The 18,723-nt window shown below is 52.1% G+C and carries 14 protein-coding genes, 5 tRNA genes and 3 rRNA genes; 21 read left to right on the top strand and 1 reads right to left on the bottom strand.

The features are described 5' to 3' along the window. Window positions 1–64 precede the first annotated feature (64 nt). From pepQ to birA, 10 genes are all read left to right on the top strand, one after another. Window positions 65–1,396, top strand: coding sequence for a Xaa-Pro dipeptidase (gene pepQ, locus K7B04_RS03795; RefSeq protein WP_163448201.1), 1,332 nt, complete (start codon window positions 65–67; stop codon window positions 1,394–1,396). After that, window positions 1,396–2,010: an IMPACT family protein gene (locus K7B04_RS03790; RefSeq protein ID WP_223803511.1), complete on the top strand. Its 615-nt coding sequence runs from the start codon at window positions 1,396–1,398 to the stop codon at window positions 2,008–2,010. Before pepQ ends, K7B04_RS03790 begins: the two co-directional genes overlap by 1 nt. A gap of 42 nt (window positions 2,011–2,052) precedes the next feature. Continuing rightward, window positions 2,053–3,504, top strand: coding sequence for a Trk system potassium transporter TrkH (gene trkH / locus K7B04_RS03785; protein ID WP_064546515.1), 1,452 nt, complete (start codon window positions 2,053–2,055; stop codon window positions 3,502–3,504). 12 nt (window positions 3,505–3,516) lie between these two features. Continuing rightward, entirely contained in the window at window positions 3,517–4,050 is a 534-nt protein-coding gene (hemG, locus tag K7B04_RS03780) for a menaquinone-dependent protoporphyrinogen IX dehydrogenase (RefSeq protein WP_223803510.1), read from the top strand. Between the two features lie 386 nt (window positions 4,051–4,436). Beyond that, window positions 4,437–5,976 (top strand): 16S ribosomal RNA (locus K7B04_RS03775). Window positions 5,977–6,061: 85 nt separating this feature from the next. Then, window positions 6,062–6,137: transfer RNA gene (locus K7B04_RS03770), tRNA-Glu, on the top strand. 211 nt (window positions 6,138–6,348) lie between these two features. Beyond that, window positions 6,349–9,256 (top strand): 23S ribosomal RNA (locus tag K7B04_RS03765). A 92-nt stretch (window positions 9,257–9,348) separates the two neighbouring features. After that, window positions 9,349–9,464 (top strand): 5S ribosomal RNA (rrf, locus tag K7B04_RS03760). The 16S, 23S and 5S rRNA genes sit together here with 1 tRNA gene alongside, the layout of an rRNA operon. A gap of 368 nt (window positions 9,465–9,832) precedes the next feature. Then, on the top strand, window positions 9,833–10,861 hold the full coding sequence (gene murB, locus K7B04_RS03755; RefSeq protein ID WP_223803509.1) for a UDP-N-acetylmuramate dehydrogenase: 1,029 nt from the start codon (window positions 9,833–9,835) through the stop codon (window positions 10,859–10,861). Then, complete coding sequence (birA, locus tag K7B04_RS03750; RefSeq protein WP_223803508.1) at window positions 10,858–11,820, top strand: bifunctional biotin--[acetyl-CoA-carboxylase] ligase/biotin operon repressor BirA; 963 nt, start codon at window positions 10,858–10,860, stop codon at window positions 11,818–11,820. The genes murB and birA overlap by 4 nt, the downstream gene beginning before the upstream one ends. Window positions 11,821–11,856: 36 nt before the next feature. Here the strand turns inward: birA and coaA are convergent, their stop codons facing one another. Further along, entirely contained in the window at window positions 11,857–12,807 is a 951-nt protein-coding gene (coaA, locus tag K7B04_RS03745) for a type I pantothenate kinase (RefSeq protein ID WP_065358485.1), read from the bottom strand. A gap of 423 nt (window positions 12,808–13,230) precedes the next feature. Here coaA and K7B04_RS03740 point away from each other — a divergent pair. From K7B04_RS03740 to rplL, 11 genes are all read left to right on the top strand, one after another. Continuing rightward, a tRNA-Thr gene (locus K7B04_RS03740) sits at window positions 13,231–13,306 on the top strand. A 3-nt stretch (window positions 13,307–13,309) separates the two neighbouring features. Then, window positions 13,310–13,394: transfer RNA gene (locus K7B04_RS03735), tRNA-Tyr, on the top strand. Between the two features lie 119 nt (window positions 13,395–13,513). After that, window positions 13,514–13,588: transfer RNA gene (locus tag K7B04_RS03730), tRNA-Gly, on the top strand. A 5-nt stretch (window positions 13,589–13,593) separates the two neighbouring features. Next, a tRNA-Thr gene (locus K7B04_RS03725) sits at window positions 13,594–13,669 on the top strand. Window positions 13,670–13,785: 116 nt separating this feature from the next. Next, window positions 13,786–14,970, top strand: a complete 1,185-nt coding sequence (gene tuf, locus K7B04_RS03720; protein ID WP_047407352.1) for an elongation factor Tu — start codon at window positions 13,786–13,788, stop codon at window positions 14,968–14,970. 221 nt (window positions 14,971–15,191) lie between these two features. After that, on the top strand, window positions 15,192–15,575 hold the full coding sequence (gene secE / locus K7B04_RS03715) for a preprotein translocase subunit SecE (protein ID WP_064546531.1): 384 nt from the start codon (window positions 15,192–15,194) through the stop codon (window positions 15,573–15,575). 1 nt (window position 15,576) lies between these two features. Continuing rightward, window positions 15,577–16,122, top strand: coding sequence for a transcription termination/antitermination protein NusG (gene nusG / locus K7B04_RS03710; protein ID WP_003862341.1), 546 nt, complete (start codon window positions 15,577–15,579; stop codon window positions 16,120–16,122). Between the two features lie 157 nt (window positions 16,123–16,279). Continuing rightward, complete coding sequence (gene rplK / locus K7B04_RS03705) at window positions 16,280–16,708, top strand: 50S ribosomal protein L11 (protein ID WP_012133815.1); 429 nt, start codon at window positions 16,280–16,282, stop codon at window positions 16,706–16,708. A 3-nt stretch (window positions 16,709–16,711) separates the two neighbouring features. Next, complete coding sequence (gene rplA / locus K7B04_RS03700; RefSeq protein ID WP_064546534.1) at window positions 16,712–17,416, top strand: 50S ribosomal protein L1; 705 nt, start codon at window positions 16,712–16,714, stop codon at window positions 17,414–17,416. A 295-nt stretch (window positions 17,417–17,711) separates the two neighbouring features. Beyond that, a complete protein-coding gene (gene rplJ, locus K7B04_RS03695) occupies window positions 17,712–18,209 on the top strand; it encodes a 50S ribosomal protein L10 (RefSeq protein ID WP_001207203.1) in 498 nt (165 codons plus the stop codon). A gap of 66 nt (window positions 18,210–18,275) precedes the next feature. After that, complete coding sequence (gene rplL / locus K7B04_RS03690) at window positions 18,276–18,641, top strand: 50S ribosomal protein L7/L12 (RefSeq protein ID WP_000028882.1); 366 nt, start codon at window positions 18,276–18,278, stop codon at window positions 18,639–18,641. Window positions 18,642–18,723 lie beyond the last annotated feature (82 nt).

Raw genomic sequence — 18,723 nt, 5'->3', positions numbered from 1 at the left:
GCAGGATCAATGAGGTGTGCTACTATGCGGGGACTAAAGGGCAATAAATTCAGAAGGGTAAATAATGGAATCACTGGCCGCACTTTATAAAAATCATATTGTTACCTTACAAGAGCGGGCGCGTAACGCACTCGAGCGTTTTAAGCTTGATGCGCTGCTTATCCACTCTGGCGAGCTGATGAATGTTTTTCTGGATGACCACGCTTACCCGTTCAAGGTTAACCCGCAGTTTAAAGCCTGGGTGCCCGTGACTCAGGTACCTAACTGCTGGCTGCTGGTGGACGGCGTCAATAAACCTAAGCTGTGGTTCTACCTGCCGGTCGATTACTGGCACAACGTTGAACCCCTGCCGACCTCATTCTGGACGGAGGATGTTGAGGTTATCGCGCTGCCGAAAGCAGACGGTATTGGCAGCCAACTGCCCGCTGCCCGTGACAATATCGGCTATATCGGTCCGGTTCCGGAGCGTGCGCTGGGCTTAGGTATTGCGGCGAACAACATCAACCCGAAAGGGGTTATTGATTACCTGCACTACTATCGTTCCTATAAAACAGATTACGAGCTGGCGTGCATGCGCGAAGCGCAGAAGATGGCGGTGAATGGCCACCGTGCCGCGGAAGAAGCGTTCCGTTCCGGCATGAGCGAGTTTGATATCAACCTGGCGTATCTGACCGCCACCGGTCACCGTGATACCGATGTACCGTACGGCAACATTGTGGCGCTGAACGAACATGCTGCCGTGCTGCACTACACCAAGCTGGATCACCGCGCACCTTCGGAAATGCGCAGCTTCCTGCTGGACGCAGGCGCGGAATACAACGGTTATGCCGCTGACCTGACCCGTACCTGGGCTGCGCACAGCGATAACGACTACGCGCACCTGGTAAAAGACGTCAACGCCGAGCAACTGGCGCTGATCGCCACCATGAAAGCGGGGACCAGCTATGTGGATTACCACATTCAGTTCCATCAGCGCATTGCCAAACTGCTGCGTAAACATCAGATCGTCACCGACATGAGCGAAGAAGCAATGGTCGAGAACGATCTGACCGGGCCATTTATGCCACACGGCATTGGTCACCCGTTAGGTCTGCAGGTGCATGATGTTGCTGGCTTTATGCAGGACGATAGCGGTACGCATCTGGCAGCGCCGTCCAAATATCCGTATCTGCGTTGTACCCGAGTGCTGGAGCCGCGCATGGTGTTGACCATCGAGCCCGGTATCTACTTCATTGAATCGCTGCTTGCGCCGTGGCGCGAAGGCCAGTTCAGCAAGCACTTCAACTGGCAGAAAATCGAAGCGCTGAAACCGTTTGGCGGCATTCGTATTGAAGATAACGTGGTGATCCACGAGAACAACATCGAAAATATGACGCGTGACCTGAAGCTGGCGTAATGGAAAGCTGGCGAATACCGGCGGAGCCGGTCACCTTCGTTGAAGAGATCAAGAAGAGCCGTTTTATCACCCTGTTGGCGCATACCGATGGGGTGGAAGCGGCCAAAGCGTTCGTCGAGTCGGTTCGCGCTGAACACCCGGATGCCCGTCACCATTGCGTGGCGTGGGTAGCGGGTAGGCCGGACGACTCGCAGCAACTGGGTTTCTCTGATGACGGTGAACCGGCGGGCACGGCCGGTAAACCGATGCTGGCTCAGCTAATGGGCAGCGGCATCGGTGAAATTACCGCCGTAGTGGTGCGCTACTACGGCGGTATCTTATTGGGCACCGGTGGGTTGGTGAAAGCCTATGGCGGTGGGGTGCAGCAGGCACTGAATCTGCTGTCGACGGAGATCAAAACGCCGTTAACCGAATATACTTTGCTATGCGAATACGGACAGTTGGTGGGCGTTGAGGGGCTGGTGGAGCAATATGCGGGACAGATAGTCGACAGCGACTATCAGGCCTCGGTACAGCTTCGCGTGGCGCTTCCGCAGGCGAAAGTGGCGGATTTTTCCGCAAGACTGGCCGATTTTAGCCGTGGTTCATTGCATTTGTTAGCGATTGACGAATAATCCCCCTCCTGACTTTATTGATTATCAAAGGACGCGCCGGACATGCAGTTTCGTGCCATTACTCGAATTGTTGGACTTCTGGTCATCTTATTCTCGGGGACAATGATCCTGCCGGGATTAGTGGCTTTGATTTACCGCGATGGCGCCGGGCGCGCATTTACCCAGACCTTTTTCGTCGCGCTGGTAATTGGTTCCCTGCTGTGGTGGCCAAACCGTCGTGAAAAACGCGAGCTGAAATCGCGCGAAGGCTTTCTGATTGTCGTCCTGTTCTGGACGGTACTGGGCAGCGTGGGTGCGCTGCCGTTTATATTCTCCGAGCAGCCGAACCTGACGGTGACCGACGCGTTCTTTGAATCGTTCTCGGGCTTAACCACGACCGGGGCGACCACGCTGGTGGGGCTGGATTCATTACCTCACGCGATACTCTTCTATCGGCAAATGCTGCAATGGTTCGGTGGGATGGGGATCATTGTGCTGGCGGTGGCGATTCTGCCTATCCTCGGCGTCGGGGGGATGCAGCTCTATAGAGCAGAAATGCCCGGGCCGCTAAAAGACAACAAGATGCGCCCGCGTATCGCTGAAACGGCGAAAACCCTATGGCTTATCTATGTCCTGCTGACGGTGGCCTGCGCGCTGGCGCTGTGGTTTGCCGGAATGCCGGCGTTTGATGCGATCGGCCACAGTTTTGCCACTATCGCGATCGGCGGTTTCTCGACGCATGATGCCAGCGTGGGTTTCTTTGATAGTCCAACTATCAACACCATTATTGCTATCTTCCTGCTGATCTCTGGCTGTAACTACGGCCTGCACTTCTCTTTATTAAGCGGGCGGAGCCTGAAGGTGTACTGGCGCGACCCGGAATTCCGTATGTTTATCGGCGTGCAGCTGACGCTGGTGGTGATCTGTACGCTGGTGCTGTGGTTCCATAATATCTATGCCTCGGCGGTCACAACGCTCAACCAGGCCTTCTTCCAGGTGGTGTCGATGGCGACCACAGCCGGCTTTACGACCGATAGCATCGCGCGCTGGCCGCTATTCCTGCCGGTTCTTCTTTTGTGTTCGGCATTTATTGGTGGTTGCGCCGGTTCAACCGGTGGTGGTCTGAAGGTGATTCGTATTCTGCTGCTGTTCAAGCAGGGGAACCGTGAGCTGAAGCGCCTCGTCCACCCGAATGCGGTTTATAGCATTAAGCTCGGCAACCGTGCGCTGCCGGAACGTATTCTTGAAGCCGTATGGGGATTCTTCTCCGCTTACGCGCTGGTCTTCATTATTAGCATGCTGGCGATCATCGCCACCGGCGTGGACGACTTCTCGGCGTTTGCTTCCGTCGTGGCGACGCTCAATAACCTGGGGCCAGGGCTGGGCGTGGTGGCGGATAACTTCGCCAGCATGAACCCGGTGGCGAAGTGGATCCTGATCGCGAACATGCTGTTTGGTCGTCTGGAAGTCTTTACGCTGCTGGTGCTGTTTACCCCAACATTCTGGCGCGAATAACAGGAGTCAGCGTTGAAAACATTAATGCTCTTTTCTACCCGTGATGGGCAGACGCGCGAAATCGCTGCTTATCTCTGTTCACAACTGAGTGAGCTGGACGTCGAGACGGCAATGGTGGATCTGAATCGGACGGATCATGTCGACTGGACGCAGTACGATCGCGTCATTATTGGTGCGTCTATTCGCTATGGGCATTTTCATCCCACCCTTGATCGCTTCGTGAAAAAACATGCGGCGGCGCTGCAGGCGATACCGAGCGCTTTCTTCGCGGTGAACCTGGTGGCGCGTAAGCCGGAGAAACGTTCACCGCAGACGAACAGCTATACACGTAAGTTCCTGTTACGTTCGCCATGGCAGCCGGATACCTGCGCGGTGTTTGCCGGGGCGCTGCGTTATCCACGCTACGGCTGGTTCGATCGCTTCATGATTCGTCTCATTATGAAGATGACCGGTGGTGAAACGGATACCAGTAAAGAAGTGGTTTATACCGATTGGGGTCAGGTGGCCGATTTTGCCAAAGAAATCGCGCGACTTTCGCACAAATAGGGCGTGAATTCGGCGCATTGCCTGGAAAATGAGCGAACGAAAAGTTTTTTTATATTTCTGCTTGCGGGTTCTCAATTTCTCCCTATAATGCGGCCCCACTGAGACGGAACAACGGCAAACAAGCCACCGGGTCAGCGAGGTTCTCCTGAGAATCTCGACAGAGAAAAGCGAAATAAACGCTTGACTCTGAAAGAGGAAAGCGTAATATACGCCACCTCGCGACAGAGCGCTAAAGCGCGTCGCAACTGCTCTTTAACAATTTATCAGACAATCTGTGTGGGCACTCGAAGATACGGATTCTTAACGTCGCAAGACGAAAAATGAATACCAAGTCTCTGAGTGAACACGTAATTCATTACGAAGTTTAATTCACGAGCATCAAACTTAAATTGAAGAGTTTGATCATGGCTCAGATTGAACGCTGGCGGCAGGCCTAACACATGCAAGTCGAACGGTAGCACAGAGAGCTTGCTCTTGGGTGACGAGTGGCGGACGGGTGAGTAATGTCTGGGAAACTGCCCGATGGAGGGGGATAACTACTGGAAACGGTAGCTAATACCGCATAACGTCGCAAGACCAAAGTGGGGGACCTTCGGGCCTCACACCATCGGATGTGCCCAGATGGGATTAGCTAGTAGGTGGGGTAACGGCTCACCTAGGCGACGATCCCTAGCTGGTCTGAGAGGATGACCAGCCACACTGGAACTGAGACACGGTCCAGACTCCTACGGGAGGCAGCAGTGGGGAATATTGCACAATGGGCGCAAGCCTGATGCAGCCATGCCGCGTGTATGAAGAAGGCCTTCGGGTTGTAAAGTACTTTCAGCGAGGAGGAAGGCGTTGTGGTTAATAACCGCAGCGATTGACGTTACTCGCAGAAGAAGCACCGGCTAACTCCGTGCCAGCAGCCGCGGTAATACGGAGGGTGCAAGCGTTAATCGGAATTACTGGGCGTAAAGCGCACGCAGGCGGTTTGTTAAGTCAGATGTGAAATCCCCGGGCTCAACCTGGGAACTGCATTTGAAACTGGCAAGCTTGAGTCTCGTAGAGGGGGGTAGAATTCCAGGTGTAGCGGTGAAATGCGTAGAGATCTGGAGGAATACCGGTGGCGAAGGCGGCCCCCTGGACGAAGACTGACGCTCAGGTGCGAAAGCGTGGGGAGCAAACAGGATTAGATACCCTGGTAGTCCACGCCGTAAACGATGTCTATTTGGAGGTTGTGCCCTTGAGGCGTGGCTTCCGGAGCTAACGCGTTAAATAGACCGCCTGGGGAGTACGGCCGCAAGGTTAAAACTCAAATGAATTGACGGGGGCCCGCACAAGCGGTGGAGCATGTGGTTTAATTCGATGCAACGCGAAGAACCTTACCTACTCTTGACATCCAGAGAACTTAGCAGAGATGCTTTGGTGCCTTCGGGAACTCTGAGACAGGTGCTGCATGGCTGTCGTCAGCTCGTGTTGTGAAATGTTGGGTTAAGTCCCGCAACGAGCGCAACCCTTATCCTTTGTTGCCAGCGGTTCGGCCGGGAACTCAAAGGAGACTGCCAGTGATAAACTGGAGGAAGGTGGGGATGACGTCAAGTCATCATGGCCCTTACGAGTAGGGCTACACACGTGCTACAATGGCATATACAAAGAGAAGCGACCTCGCGAGAGCAAGCGGACCTCATAAAGTATGTCGTAGTCCGGATTGGAGTCTGCAACTCGACTCCATGAAGTCGGAATCGCTAGTAATCGTAGATCAGAATGCTACGGTGAATACGTTCCCGGGCCTTGTACACACCGCCCGTCACACCATGGGAGTGGGTTGCAAAAGAAGTAGGTAGCTTAACCTTCGGGAGGGCGCTTACCACTTTGTGATTCATGACTGGGGTGAAGTCGTAACAAGGTAACCGTAGGGGAACCTGCGGTTGGATCACCTCCTTACCTTAAAGAAACGTTCTTTGAAGTGCTCACACAGATTGTCTGATGAAAAGTAAATAGCAAGGCGTCTTGCGATTGAGACTTCAGTGTCCCCTTCGTCTAGAGGCCCAGGACACCGCCCTTTCACGGCGGTAACAGGGGTTCGAATCCCCTAGGGGACGCCACTTGCTGGTTTGTGTGAGTGAAAGTCGCCGACCTCAATATCTCAAAACTCATCTTCGGGTGACGTTTGAGATATTTGCTCTTTAAAAATCTGGATCAAGCTGAAAATTGAAACGACACACTGTGTCTGTTCTCCGTAATAAGAACAGATAAATGGTGTGTTCGAGTCTCTCAAATTTTCGCAATCAGAAGTGAAACATCTTCGGGTTGTGAGGTTAAGCGACTAAGCGTACACGGTGGATGCCCTGGCAGTCAGAGGCGATGAAGGACGTGCTAATCTGCGATAAGCGTCGGTAAGGTGATATGAACCGTTATAACCGGCGATTTCCGAATGGGGAAACCCAGTGTGATTCGTCACACTATCGTTAACTGAATACATAGGTTAACGAAGCGAACCGGGGGAACTGAAACATCTAAGTACCCCGAGGAAAAGAAATCAACCGAGATTCCCCCAGTAGCGGCGAGCGAACGGGGAGCAGCCCAGAGTCTGAATCAGCTTGTGTGTTAGTGGAACGGTCTGGAAAGTCCGACGGTACAGGGTGATAGTCCCGTACACCAAAATGCACAGGTTGTGAACTCGAAGAGTAGGGCGGGACACGTGGTATCCTGTCTGAATATGGGGGGACCATCCTCCAAGGCTAAATACTCCTGACTGACCGATAGTGAACCAGTACCGTGAGGGAAAGGCGAAAAGAACCCCGGCGAGGGGAGTGAAAAAGAACCTGAAACCGTGTACGTACAAGCAGTGGGAGCACCCTTTGGGGTGTGACTGCGTACCTTTTGTATAATGGGTCAGCGACTTATATTCTGTAGCAAGGTTAACCGTATAGGGGAGCCGAAGGGAAACCGAGTCTTAACTGGGCGTTAAGTTGCAGGGTATAGACCCGAAACCCGGTGATCTAGCCATGGGCAGGTTGAAGGTTGGGTAACACTAACTGGAGGACCGAACCGACTAATGTTGAAAAATTAGCGGATGACTTGTGGCTGGGGGTGAAAGGCCAATCAAACCGGGAGATAGCTGGTTCTCCCCGAAAGCTATTTAGGTAGCGCCTCGTGAACTCATCTTCGGGGGTAGAGCACTGTTTCGGCTAGGGGGTCATCCCGACTTACCAACCCGATGCAAACTGCGAATACCGAAGAATGTTATCACGGGAGACACACGGCGGGTGCTAACGTCCGTCGTGAAGAGGGAAACAACCCAGACCGCCAGCTAAGGTCCCAAAGTCACAGTTAAGTGGGAAACGATGTGGGAAGGCTCAGACAGCCAGGATGTTGGCTTAGAAGCAGCCATCATTTAAAGAAAGCGTAATAGCTCACTGGTCGAGTCGGCCTGCGCGGAAGATGTAACGGGGCTAAACTGTGCACCGAAGCTGCGGCAGCGACACTATGTGTTGTTGGGTAGGGGAGCGTTCTGTAAGCCTGCGAAGGTGTCTCGTGAGGGATGCTGGAGGTATCAGAAGTGCGAATGCTGACATAAGTAACGATAATGCGGGTGAAAAACCCGCACGCCGGAAGACCAAGGGTTCCTGTCCAACGTTAATCGGGGCAGGGTGAGTCGACCCCTAAGGCGAGGCCGAAAGGCGTAGTCGATGGGAAACAGGTTAATATTCCTGTACTTGGTGTTACTGCGAAGGGGGGACGGAGAAGGCTATGTTAGCCGGGCGACGGTTGTCCCGGTTTAAGCATGTAGGCGGAGCGTTTAGGTAAATCCGGACGCTTACTAACGCTGAGGTGTGATGACGAGGCACTACGGTGCTGAAGTAACAAATGCCCTGCTTCCAGGAAAAGCCTCTAAGCATCAGGTAACATCAAATCGTACCCCAAACCGACACAGGTGGTCAGGTAGAGAATACCAAGGCGCTTGAGAGAACTCGGGTGAAGGAACTAGGCAAAATGGTGCCGTAACTTCGGGAGAAGGCACGCTGATATGTAGGTGAAGTGGTTTACCCATGGAGCTGAAATCAGTCGAAGATACCAGCTGGCTGCAACTGTTTATTAAAAACACAGCACTGTGCAAACACGAAAGTGGACGTATACGGTGTGACGCCTGCCCGGTGCCGGAAGGTTAATTGATGGGGTTAGCGGCAACGCGAAGCTCTTGATCGAAGCCCCGGTAAACGGCGGCCGTAACTATAACGGTCCTAAGGTAGCGAAATTCCTTGTCGGGTAAGTTCCGACCTGCACGAATGGCGTAATGATGGCCAGGCTGTCTCCACCCGAGACTCAGTGAAATTGAACTCGCTGTGAAGATGCAGTGTACCCGCGGCAAGACGGAAAGACCCCGTGAACCTTTACTATAGCTTGACACTGAACACTGGTCCTTGATGTGTAGGATAGGTGGGAGGCTTTGAAGCGCGGACGCCAGTTCGTGTGGAGCCATCCTTGAAATACCACCCTTTAATGGCTGGTGTTCTAACGTAGACCCGTGATCCGGGTTGCGGACAGTGTCTGGTGGGTAGTTTGACTGGGGCGGTCTCCTCCTAAAGAGTAACGGAGGAGCACGAAGGTTAGCTAATCCTGGTCGGACATCAGGAGGTTAGTGCAAAGGCATAAGCTAGCTTGACTGCGAGAGTGACGGCTCGAGCAGGTGCGAAAGCAGGTCTTAGTGATCCGGTGGTTCTGAATGGAAGGGCCATCGCTCAACGGATAAAAGGTACTCCGGGGATAACAGGCTGATACCGCCCAAGAGTTCATATCGACGGCGGTGTTTGGCACCTCGATGTCGGCTCATCACATCCTGGGGCTGAAGTAGGTCCCAAGGGTATGGCTGTTCGCCATTTAAAGTGGTACGCGAGCTGGGTTTAGAACGTCGTGAGACAGTTCGGTCCCTATCTGCCGTGGGCGCTGGAGAATTGAGGGGGGCTGCTCCTAGTACGAGAGGACCGGAGTGGACGCATCACTGGTGTTCGGGTTGTCATGCCAATGGCATTGCCCGGTAGCTAAATGCGGAAAAGATAAGTGCTGAAAGCATCTAAGCACGAAACTTGCCCCGAGATGAGTTCTCCCTGACTCCTTGAGAGTCCTGAAGGAACGTTGAAGACGACGACGTTGATAGGTCGGGTGTGTAAGTGTAGCGATACATTGAGCTAACCGATACTAATGAACCGTGAGGCTTAACCTTACAACGCCGAAGATGTTTTGGCGAAGAGACTGATATTCAGCTTGATTACAGATTAAATCAGAACGCATAAAGCGGTCTGAAAACAGAATTTGCCTGGCGGCTGTAGCGCGGTGGTCCCACCTGACCCCATGCCGAACTCAGAAGTGAAACGCCGTAGCGCCGATGGTAGTGTGGGGTCTCCCCATGCGAGAGTAGGGAACTGCCAGGCATCAAATAAAACAAAAGGCTCAGTCGAAAGACTGGGCCTTTTGTTTTATGTGTTGTTTGTCGGTGAGCGCTCTCCGGAGTAGGACAAATCCGTCGGGAGCGGATTTGAACGTTGCGCAGCAACGGCCCGTAGGGTGGCGGGCAGGACGCCCGCCATAAACTGCCAGGCATCAATTAGTGAAGAAGCCCATCCTGACGGATGGGCTTTTTTGCGTCTGTGCGATCCCGTCTCACATGCCGGATGTTGGCGCCAAAGTCTTATCCGGTCTCGCTCTCCTGTATTACCAGAAGCTCTTCCTCCATATAACCGCAAGCCTTCCCCATGCAGATACGGTAAACTATCGCCGATTTAGCATCAGGAAAGCAGCCATGACCCACTCCCTAAAACCCTGGAACACCTTCGGCATTGACCATTGTGCAAAGCACATCGTATGCGCTGAAAACGAACAACAACTTTTGCGCGCCTGGCAGCAAGCAACCCGTGAAGGGCTGCCGGTTATGATCCTGGGTGAAGGAAGTAACGTCCTGTTTCTGGAAGACTATTCCGGTACCGTGATCCTTAACCGTCTCAAAGGTATTGAGGTCAATGAAACCGCAGACGCCTGGCACCTACACGTCGGCGCAGGCGAGAACTGGCATCAGTTGGTTCGCTATGCGCTGGATAACAATATGCCCGGCCTCGAAAACCTCGCGCTAATCCCTGGTTGTGCAGGTTCATCCCCTATTCAGAATATCGGCGCCTACGGCGTCGAATTACAGCACGTTTGCGAGTATGTCGACTGTATTGAGCTGGCCACCGGAGAGCGAAAACGCCTCACTGCCGCAGAATGTCAGTTTGGTTACCGGGATAGCATCTTCAAGCATGCTTATCAGGATCGTTTTGCGATTGTTGCAGTTGGCTTCTGCCTGGCCAAAGCATGGCGGCCGGTGCTGACTTATGGCGATCTGACACGCCTGGATCCGCAAACCGTCACTCCGCGTGAGGTTTTCGATTCAGTCTGCCATATGCGCATGACCAAACTGCCGGACCCTAAGATTAACGGCAACGCGGGCAGCTTCTTTAAAAACCCCGTGGTCAGCGCAGAATACGCACAGACGCTGTTGGCGAACTACCCGAAAGCACCTCATTACCCACAGGCGGACGGTAGCGTTAAGCTGGCGGCTGGCTGGCTTATCGATCAGTGTCAGTTGAAAGGTCACATTGAAGGCGGCGCAGCGGTACACCAACAGCAGGCGCTGGTACTGGTGAATATCAATCACGCCCGGAGTGGCGATGTGGTGAAGCTGGCTCATTATGTTCGCCAGCAGGTGGGCGACAAATTTAACGTCTGGCTGGAACCTGAAGTTCGCTTTATTGGTTCTACGGGTGAAGTGAACGCGGTTGAGGTAATTCAATGAAAGACAATACGGTGCCATTAACGCTTATCTCACTGCTGGCCGACGGCGATTTTCACTCCGGCGAGCAGTTAGGCGAAACGTTGGGGATGAGCCGCGCGGCGATTAACAAGCATATCCAGACGCTGCGTGACTGGGGAGTTGATGTCTTTACCGTACCTGGTAAAGGCTATAGCTTACCGGAACCGATACAACTGCTGAATGCTGAACGTATTCGCAATTCGGTTGATTACGGTGATGTCGCGGTTCTCCCGGTTATCGACTCGACAAACCAGTATCTGCTCGATCGTATTGGTGAGCTGAAGTCCGGTGATGCATGCGTCGCCGAATACCAGCAGGCGGGCCGTGGCCGTCGCGGCCGTAAATGGTTCTCACCGTTTGGCGCTAACCTGTATCTTTCCATGTACTGGCGTTTAGAGCAGGGGCCCGCCGCCGCGATTGGCCTGAGCCTGGTGATTGGTATTGTGATGGCAGAAGTCCTTCAGGATCTCGGCGCGGATAAAGTGCGGGTGAAATGGCCAAATGACCTGTATCTGAATGACCGTAAACTATCCGGTATTCTCGTTGAGCTGACCGGTAAGACGGGTGATGCCGCGCAAATAGTCATTGGCGCCGGCATTAACCTGGTTATGCGTCGTGTTGAAAACGATGTGATTAACCAGGGTTGGATCAACCTGCAAGAGGCGGGGATCACCATCGATCGTAACGTTTTGGCCGCGCGCTTAATTAATGAGCTGCATGAAGCGCTGCATCTCTTCGAGCAGGAAGGCCTGGCACCATATCTCTCGCGCTGGGATAAATTAGATAACTTTATTAATCGGCCGGTGAAACTGATTATCGGTGATAAAGAAATCTTCGGTATTTCCCGTGGAATTGATACTCAGGGAGCATTATTACTTGAGCAAGATGGGGTAATTAAACCGTGGATGGGCGGTGAGATTTCGCTGCGCAGCGCCGAATAAAAAAGGGAGCTTCGGCTCCCTTTTCTTTTATCTTTTTTATTTCCGCAACCGCACTTGCTCAACGGAGTGGTTAGCGCTTTTCGTTAAAATCAGGCTTGCGCGCTCACGCGTTGGTAGAATATTTTCGTTTAGATTTCGTAGGTTAATTTCATTCCACAGTGATGTCGCGACGTTAATGGCTTCCTCTTTAGAAAGCTGCGCATAGTTATGGAAATAAGAATCCGGGTCCGTAAAGGCCCCTTCGCGGAATTTCAGGAAACGGTTGATATACCACGATTGTAATAATTTTTCAGGCGCATCAACATAAATAGAAAAATCAACGAAGTCGGAAACAAATACATGATGCGGATCGTGCGGATAATCCATCCCGCTCTGCAGAACGTTTAATCCCTCAAGGATTAAAATATCGGGATGAGTGACCGTTTTATCGCCATCAGGGATAACGTCATAAATCAGATGCGAATAGACCGGTGCGGTAACGTTCGGTACCCCGGACTTCAGGTCAGAAACGAATTTCACCAGTCGATGCATATCATACGACTGCGGGAAGCCTTTCTTCTTCATCAGGCCGCGTTCTTTAAGCACCTCGTTAGGATGCAGAAAACCGTCGGTGGTGATCAGCTCTACGCGGCGGTGTTCCGGCCAACGACTCAGCAGTGCCTGTAACACGCGCGCGGTCGTACTTTTACCCACCGCCACGCTGCCGGCAATACTGATGATATAAGGAATGCGTTGGCCGTTAGTGCCAAGGAACTGCTCCAGCACCGCCTGGCGGCGCAGGTTAGAACTAATATAGAAGTTCAATAAACGTGACAAAGGCAAATAGATCTCCGCCACTTCCTCCAGCGACAGATCTTCGTTGATACCTTTTAAGCGCGTAATTTCGCCTTCAGTCAGGGTCATTGGCACGGAATCGCGCAGCGCTGCCCACTGGCTACGATTGAACTGTAGATAAGGTGTCATTAACGTTTGCTCTTGTTTTCTCATAAGCATGTTCTGGCTACCACGCTGACTGCACGCGACGCTTCACATTCAGTTAATCAGGACAATGGGCAGGAGGTTAACACCAGATGGAAGATAAAAAGAAGAAAAAATCCAAATGAGTGGCGCTTTCGTGAGAAAACGCCACTGTTTACTCTCAACCAGGCGATTTGCCATTAATGAAGAAAGAGCGCAAAAGAAGACAATGCGAAAATCTACGCTATCCAGCCTGAACTTTCGCCCTGAATATCGTTAAAGACGAGCAAAGCATCGCGAGACTATCCGATCCCCAGCGAGATTTTTGGACGTAAAACCGACGTTTTGCTGAGTTTTTACGCGCAAATGCACAAAACGTGAGCGATAGAACATTTTATGCAATTTTTTAGTTGCATGTCTCCGCAGGTCTCCATAGAATGCGCGCTACTTGATGCCGACTTAGCTCAGTAGGTAGAGCAACTGACTTGTAATCAGTAGGTCACCAGTTCGATTCCGGTAGTCGGCACCATCAGGTGGGGTTCCCGAGCGGCCAAAGGGAGCAGACTGTAAATCTGCCGTCACAGACTTCGAAGGTTCGAATCCTTCCCCCACCACCACTTTCAGGCTAAGCATTGCGAAGCCAGAGTTGGTTGGTAAAATAACTAGCTCAAACAAAGGAAAGGGAGAAATCTCTTTCCTTTGGCACAGAAAGAACTGGGTAGCCGAGTTTTAGGATGCGGGCATCGTATAATGGCTATTACCTCAGCCTTCCAAGCTGATGATGCGGGTTCGATTCCCGCTGCCCGCTCCAGACGTGCTGATATGGCTCAGTTGGTAGAGCGCACCCTTGGTAAGGGTGAGGTCCCCAGTTCGACTCTGGGTATCAGCACCACTTCTCTTCTCCCTCCCATTTCTCTCTGTTCAAATTCAAGCATTCAACAATTCAGGCGTTTTGTCTGGTTGATGTGGTGATATCACCGATTTATCCGTGTATTAGAGGGACTATCGATGTCTAAAGAAAAATTTGAACGTACCAAACCGCACGTCAACGTCGGTACTATCGGCCACGTTGACCATGGTAAAACTACCCTGACTGCTGCAATCACTACCGTTCTGGCTAAAACCTACGGCGGTGCTGCTCGTGCTTTCGACCAGATCGATAACGCACCGGAAGAAAAAGCTCGTGGTATCACCATCAACACCTCCCACGTTGAATACGACACCCCGACCCGTCACTACGCACACGTAGACTGCCCGGGGCACGCCGATTATGTTAAAAACATGATCACCGGTGCTGCTCAGATGGACGGCGCGATCCTGGTTGTTGCTGCGACTGACGGCCCGATGCCGCAGACTCGTGAGCACATCCTGCTGGGTCGTCAGGTAGGCGTTCCGTACATCATCGTGTTCCTGAACAAATGCGACATGGTTGATGACGAAGAGCTGCTGGAACTGGTTGAAATGGAAGTTCGTGAACTTCTGTCTCAGTACGATTTCCCGGGCGACGACACTCCGATCGTTCGTGGTTCTGCTCTGAAAGCGCTGGAAGGCGACGCAGAGTGGGAAGCGAAAATCATCGAACTGGCTGGCTTCCTGGATTCTTACATCCCAGAACCAGAGCGTGCGATTGACAAGCCGTTCCTGCTGCCGATCGAAGACGTATTCTCCATCTCCGGTCGTGGTACCGTTGTTACCGGTCGTGTAGAGCGCGGTATCATCAAAGTTGGCGAAGAAGTTGAAATCGTTGGTATCAAAGACACTGCTAAGTCTACCTGTACTGGCGTTGAAATGTTCCGCAAACTGCTGGACGAAGGCCGTGCTGGTGAGAACGTTGGTGTTCTGCTGCGTGGTATCAAACGTGAAGAAATCGAACGTGGTCAGGTACTGGCTAAGCCGGGCTCTATCAAGCCGCACACCAAGTTCGAATCTGAAGTGTACATCCTGTCCAAAGACGAAGGCGGCCGTCATACTCCGTTCTTCAAAGGCTACCGTCCGCAGTTCTACTTCCGTACTACTGACGTGACTGGTACCATCGAACTGCCGGAAGGCGTAGAGATGGTAATGCCGGGCGACAACATCAAAATGGTTGTTACCCTGATCCACCCGATCGCGATGGACGATGGTCTGCGTTTCGCAATCCGTGAAGGCGGTCGTACCGTTGGCGCGGGCGTTGTTGCCAAAGTAATGAGCTAATTGCTGATAACATTTGACGCAATGCGCAATAAAAGGGCATCATTTGATGCCCTTTTTGTACGCTGTCGAACCAGAACCTGGCTCATCAGTGATTATTTTTGCCATAATCATTGCTGAGACAGGCTCTGTAGAGGGCGTTTAGTCCGAAACTTATTTCGGTTTGGATCGCCTCGCAATCGCGGGGTGGAAATGTTTGTAGAATACTTCTGACAGGTTGGTTTATGAGTGCGAATACCGAAGCTCAAGGGAGCGGGCGCGGCCTGGAAGCGATGAAGTGGGTCGTTGTTGCCGTATTGCTGATTGTCGCAATTGTGGGTAACTACCTTTATCGCGACATGATGCTGCCGCTGCGTGCGCTGGCCGTAGTAATTATTATTGCTGCAGCGGGTGGTGTCGCGCTGTTGACGACGAAAGGCAAAGCGACCGTTGCGTTTGCTCGTGAAGCGAGAACGGAAGTTCGTAAGGTGATTTGGCCGACTCGCCAGGAAACGCTGCACACTACGCTGATCGTTGCGGCGGTCACTGCGGTAATGTCACTGATCCTGTGGGGACTGGATGGTATTCTGGTTCGCCTGGTATCCTTTATCACTGGCCTGAGGTTCTAAGATGTCTGAAGCACCTAAAAAGCGTTGGTACGTCGTTCAGGCGTTTTCCGGTTTCGAAGGCCGTGTAGCGACTTCGCTGCGCGAGCATATCAAATTACACAACATGGAAGAGCTGTTTGGCGAAGTCATGGTTCCGACCGAAGAAGTGGTTGAAATCCGTGGCGGCCAGCGTCGTAAGAGCGAGCGCAAATTCTTCCCTGGCTACGTATTAGTTCAGATGGTGATGAACGACGCGAGCTGGCACTTGGTGCGCAGCGTTCCGCGCGTAATGGGCTTTATCGGCGGTACCTCTGACCGTCCGGCGCCAATCAGCGATAAAGAAGTTGATGCGATTATGAACCGCCTGCAGCAGGTTGGTGATAAGCCGCGTCCGAAAACGCTGTTTGAACCGGGTGAAATGGTTCGCGTTAACGACGGTCCGTTCGCTGACTTCAACGGCGTGGTTGAAGAAGTGGATTACGAGAAGTCTCGCCTGAAAGTGTCTGTTTCTATCTTCGGTCGTGCGACCCCGGTAGAGCTGGACTTCGCTCAGGTTGAGAAAGCGTAAGGCTGCGATCAAAAAAGCATCGATCTAATCGTTGCATAGGGCGCGAAATTGACATACAATTTCGCGCCTTTTGTTTTTATGGGCCACGGCCTGTAAAACGATTTTTATTCACGGGGAGCCTCCTTGAGGCGCTATTACCCAATTAGAGGATTTTAGAATGGCTAAGAAAGTCCAAGCCTACGTTAAGCTGCAGGTTGCAGCTGGTATGGCAAACCCGAGTCCGCCGGTTGGTCCTGCTCTGGGTCAACAGGGTGTTAACATCATGGAATTCTGCAAAGCGTTCAACGCGAAGACTGATTCCATCGAAAAAGGTCTGCCGATTCCGGTTGTTATCACAGTTTACGCTGACCGTTCTTTCACCTTCATTACCAAAACGCCTCCGGCAGCAGTTCTGCTGAAGAAAGCGGCTGGTATTAAGTCTGGTTCCGGTAAGCCGAACAAAGACAAAGTAGGTAAAATTTCCCGCGCTCAGCTGCAGGAAATCGCGCAGACCAAAGCTGCCGACATGACCGGTGCCGACATTGAAGCGATGACTCGCTCCATCGAAGGTACTGCACGTTCCATGGGCCTGGTAGTGGAGGACTAAGAAATGGCTAAACTGACCAAGCGTATGCGCGTGATCCGTGAAAAAGTTGATGCAACTAAACAGTACGACATCAACGAAGCTATCTCTCTGCTGAAAGAGCTGGCCACTGCTAAATTCAACGAAAGCGTTGACGTTGCCGTTAACCTCGGCATCGACGCTCGTAAATCTGACCAGAACGTACGTGGTGCAACTGTACTGCCGCACGGTACTGGCCGTTCTGTTCGCGTTGCCGTATTTACCCAGGGCCCGAACGCTGAAGCAGCTAAAGCTGCTGGCGCTGAGCTGGTAGGTATGGAAGATCTGGCTGAACAGATCAAGAAAGGCGAAATGAACTTCGACGTTGTTATTGCTTCCCCGGATGCAATGCGCGTTGTTGGCCAGCTGGGTCAGGTTCTGGGCCCGCGCGGCCTGATGCCAAACCCGAAAGTTGGTACTGTAACTCCGAACGTTGCTGAAGCGGTTAAGAACGCTAAAGCGGGTCAGGTTCGTTACCGTAACGACAAAAACGGCATCATCCACACCACCATCGGTAAAGTGGACTTTGACGCTGACAAACTGAAAGAAAACCTGGAAGCTCTGCTGGTTGCGCTGAAAAAAGCAAAACCGACTCAGGCGAAAGGCGTGTACATCAAGAAAGTTAGCATCTCCACCACCATGGGTGCGGGTGTTGCAGTTGACCAGGCTGGCCTGAGCGCTGCTGCAAACTAATGCCTTTACGTGGGCGGTGATTTTGTCTACAATCTTACCCCCACGTTTGCTAACAAAAGTTAGCGGCTAAAAAGATTTGTTCGTTGGAGCCTGGCCTATCCAGGCCTCCGTCGAAGACCGCAGGTGTTTCGCAAGAAACTTAATGCCCTGCGTAGACGGTGACAGAACGCTAGGATTATTTTTTAAAGTACTCTTTGGCTTGTTTCTGCTCACCGTATTAAGACGCTCTTCTCGTTGAGATGAGTGAAGTGAGTTCCAGAGCATAAGCTCTGGCAAACATCCAGGAGCAAAGCTAATGGCTTTAAATCTTCAAGACAAACAAGCGATTGTTGCTGAAGTCAGCGAAGTAGCCAAAGGCGCGCTGTCTGCAGTAGTTGCGGATTCCCGTGGCGTAACTGTAGATAAAATGACTGAACTGCGTAAAGCAGGTCGTGAAGCTGGCGTATACATGCGTGTTGTTCGTAACACCCTGCTGCGTCGCGTCGTTGAAGGTACTCAGTTCGAGTGCCTGAAAGACACGTTTGTTGGTCCGACCCTGATTGCATACTCTATGGAACACCCGGGCGCTGCTGCTCGTCTGTTCAAAGAGTTCGCGAAAGCGAATGCAAAATTTGAGGTCAAAGCTGCAGCCTTTGAAGGTGAGCTGATCCCGGCGTCTCAGATCGACCGCCTGGCAACTCTGCCGACCTACGAAGAAGCAATTGCACGCCTGATGGCAACCATGAAAGAAGCTTCGGCTGGCAAACTGGTTCGCACTCTGGCTGCTGTACGCGATGCGAAAGAAGCTGCTTAATCGCAGTTATCTTTGTAAAGCATCTGCTTACGTATAAACTTATTCTGATATTCAGGAACAATTTAAATGTCTATCACTAAAGATCAAATCATTGAAGCAGTATCCGCTATGTCCGTAATGGACGTTGTTGAGCTGATCTCTGCAATGGAAGAAAAATTCGGTGTTTCCGCTGCTGCTGCTGTAGCTGTAGCTGCTGGCCCGGCTGAAGCTGCTGAAGAAAAAACTGAATTCGACGTAATTCTGAAAGCTGCTGGCGCTAACAAAGTTGCTGTAATCAAAGCAGTACGTGGCGCAACTGGCCTGGGTCTGAAAGAAGCTAAAGACCTGGTAGAATCTGCTCCGGCCGCTCTGAAAGAAGGCGTGAGCAAAGATGACGCTGAAGCACTGAAAAAATCTCTGGAAGAAGCTGGCGCTGAAGTTGAAGTTAAATAAGCCAACTTTTCTGGTTGAAGCCTGAGTAATCAGGCCGATGGCTGGTGACTTTTTAGTCACCAGCCATTTTGCGCTGTATGGC

The organism is Kluyvera sp. CRP (assembly GCF_019930565.1).
Lineage (GTDB): Bacteria > Pseudomonadota > Gammaproteobacteria > Enterobacterales > Enterobacteriaceae > Kluyvera > Kluyvera georgiana_A.
Note: the sequence above shows the minus strand (reverse complement) of the source record. Positions and strands in the feature narration are given on the sequence as shown.

Excerpts from the sequence above, each read along its gene's own strand:
- rplJ (WP_001207203.1), top strand. The coding sequence starts at position 17,712 with ATGGCTTTAAATCTTCAAGACAAACAAGCGATTGTTGCTGAAGTCAGC.
- K7B04_RS03790 (WP_223803511.1), top strand. The coding sequence starts at position 1,396 with ATGGAAAGCTGGCGAATACCGGCGGAGCCGGTCACCTTCGTTGAAGAG.
- secE (WP_064546531.1), top strand. The coding sequence starts at position 15,192 with ATGAGTGCGAATACCGAAGCTCAAGGGAGCGGGCGCGGCCTGGAAGCG.
- coaA (WP_065358485.1), bottom strand. The coding sequence starts at position 12,807 with ATGAGAAAACAAGAGCAAACGTTAATGACACCTTATCTACAGTTCAAT.
- trkH (WP_064546515.1), top strand. The coding sequence starts at position 2,053 with ATGCAGTTTCGTGCCATTACTCGAATTGTTGGACTTCTGGTCATCTTA.
- murB (WP_223803509.1), top strand. The coding sequence starts at position 9,833 with ATGACCCACTCCCTAAAACCCTGGAACACCTTCGGCATTGACCATTGT.
- rplA (WP_064546534.1), top strand. The coding sequence starts at position 16,712 with ATGGCTAAACTGACCAAGCGTATGCGCGTGATCCGTGAAAAAGTTGAT.
- tuf (WP_047407352.1), top strand. The coding sequence starts at position 13,786 with ATGTCTAAAGAAAAATTTGAACGTACCAAACCGCACGTCAACGTCGGT.
- pepQ (WP_163448201.1), top strand. The coding sequence starts at position 65 with ATGGAATCACTGGCCGCACTTTATAAAAATCATATTGTTACCTTACAA.
- rplK (WP_012133815.1), top strand. The coding sequence starts at position 16,280 with ATGGCTAAGAAAGTCCAAGCCTACGTTAAGCTGCAGGTTGCAGCTGGT.
- nusG (WP_003862341.1), top strand. The coding sequence starts at position 15,577 with ATGTCTGAAGCACCTAAAAAGCGTTGGTACGTCGTTCAGGCGTTTTCC.
- birA (WP_223803508.1), top strand. The coding sequence starts at position 10,858 with ATGAAAGACAATACGGTGCCATTAACGCTTATCTCACTGCTGGCCGAC.
- rplL (WP_000028882.1), top strand. The coding sequence starts at position 18,276 with ATGTCTATCACTAAAGATCAAATCATTGAAGCAGTATCCGCTATGTCC.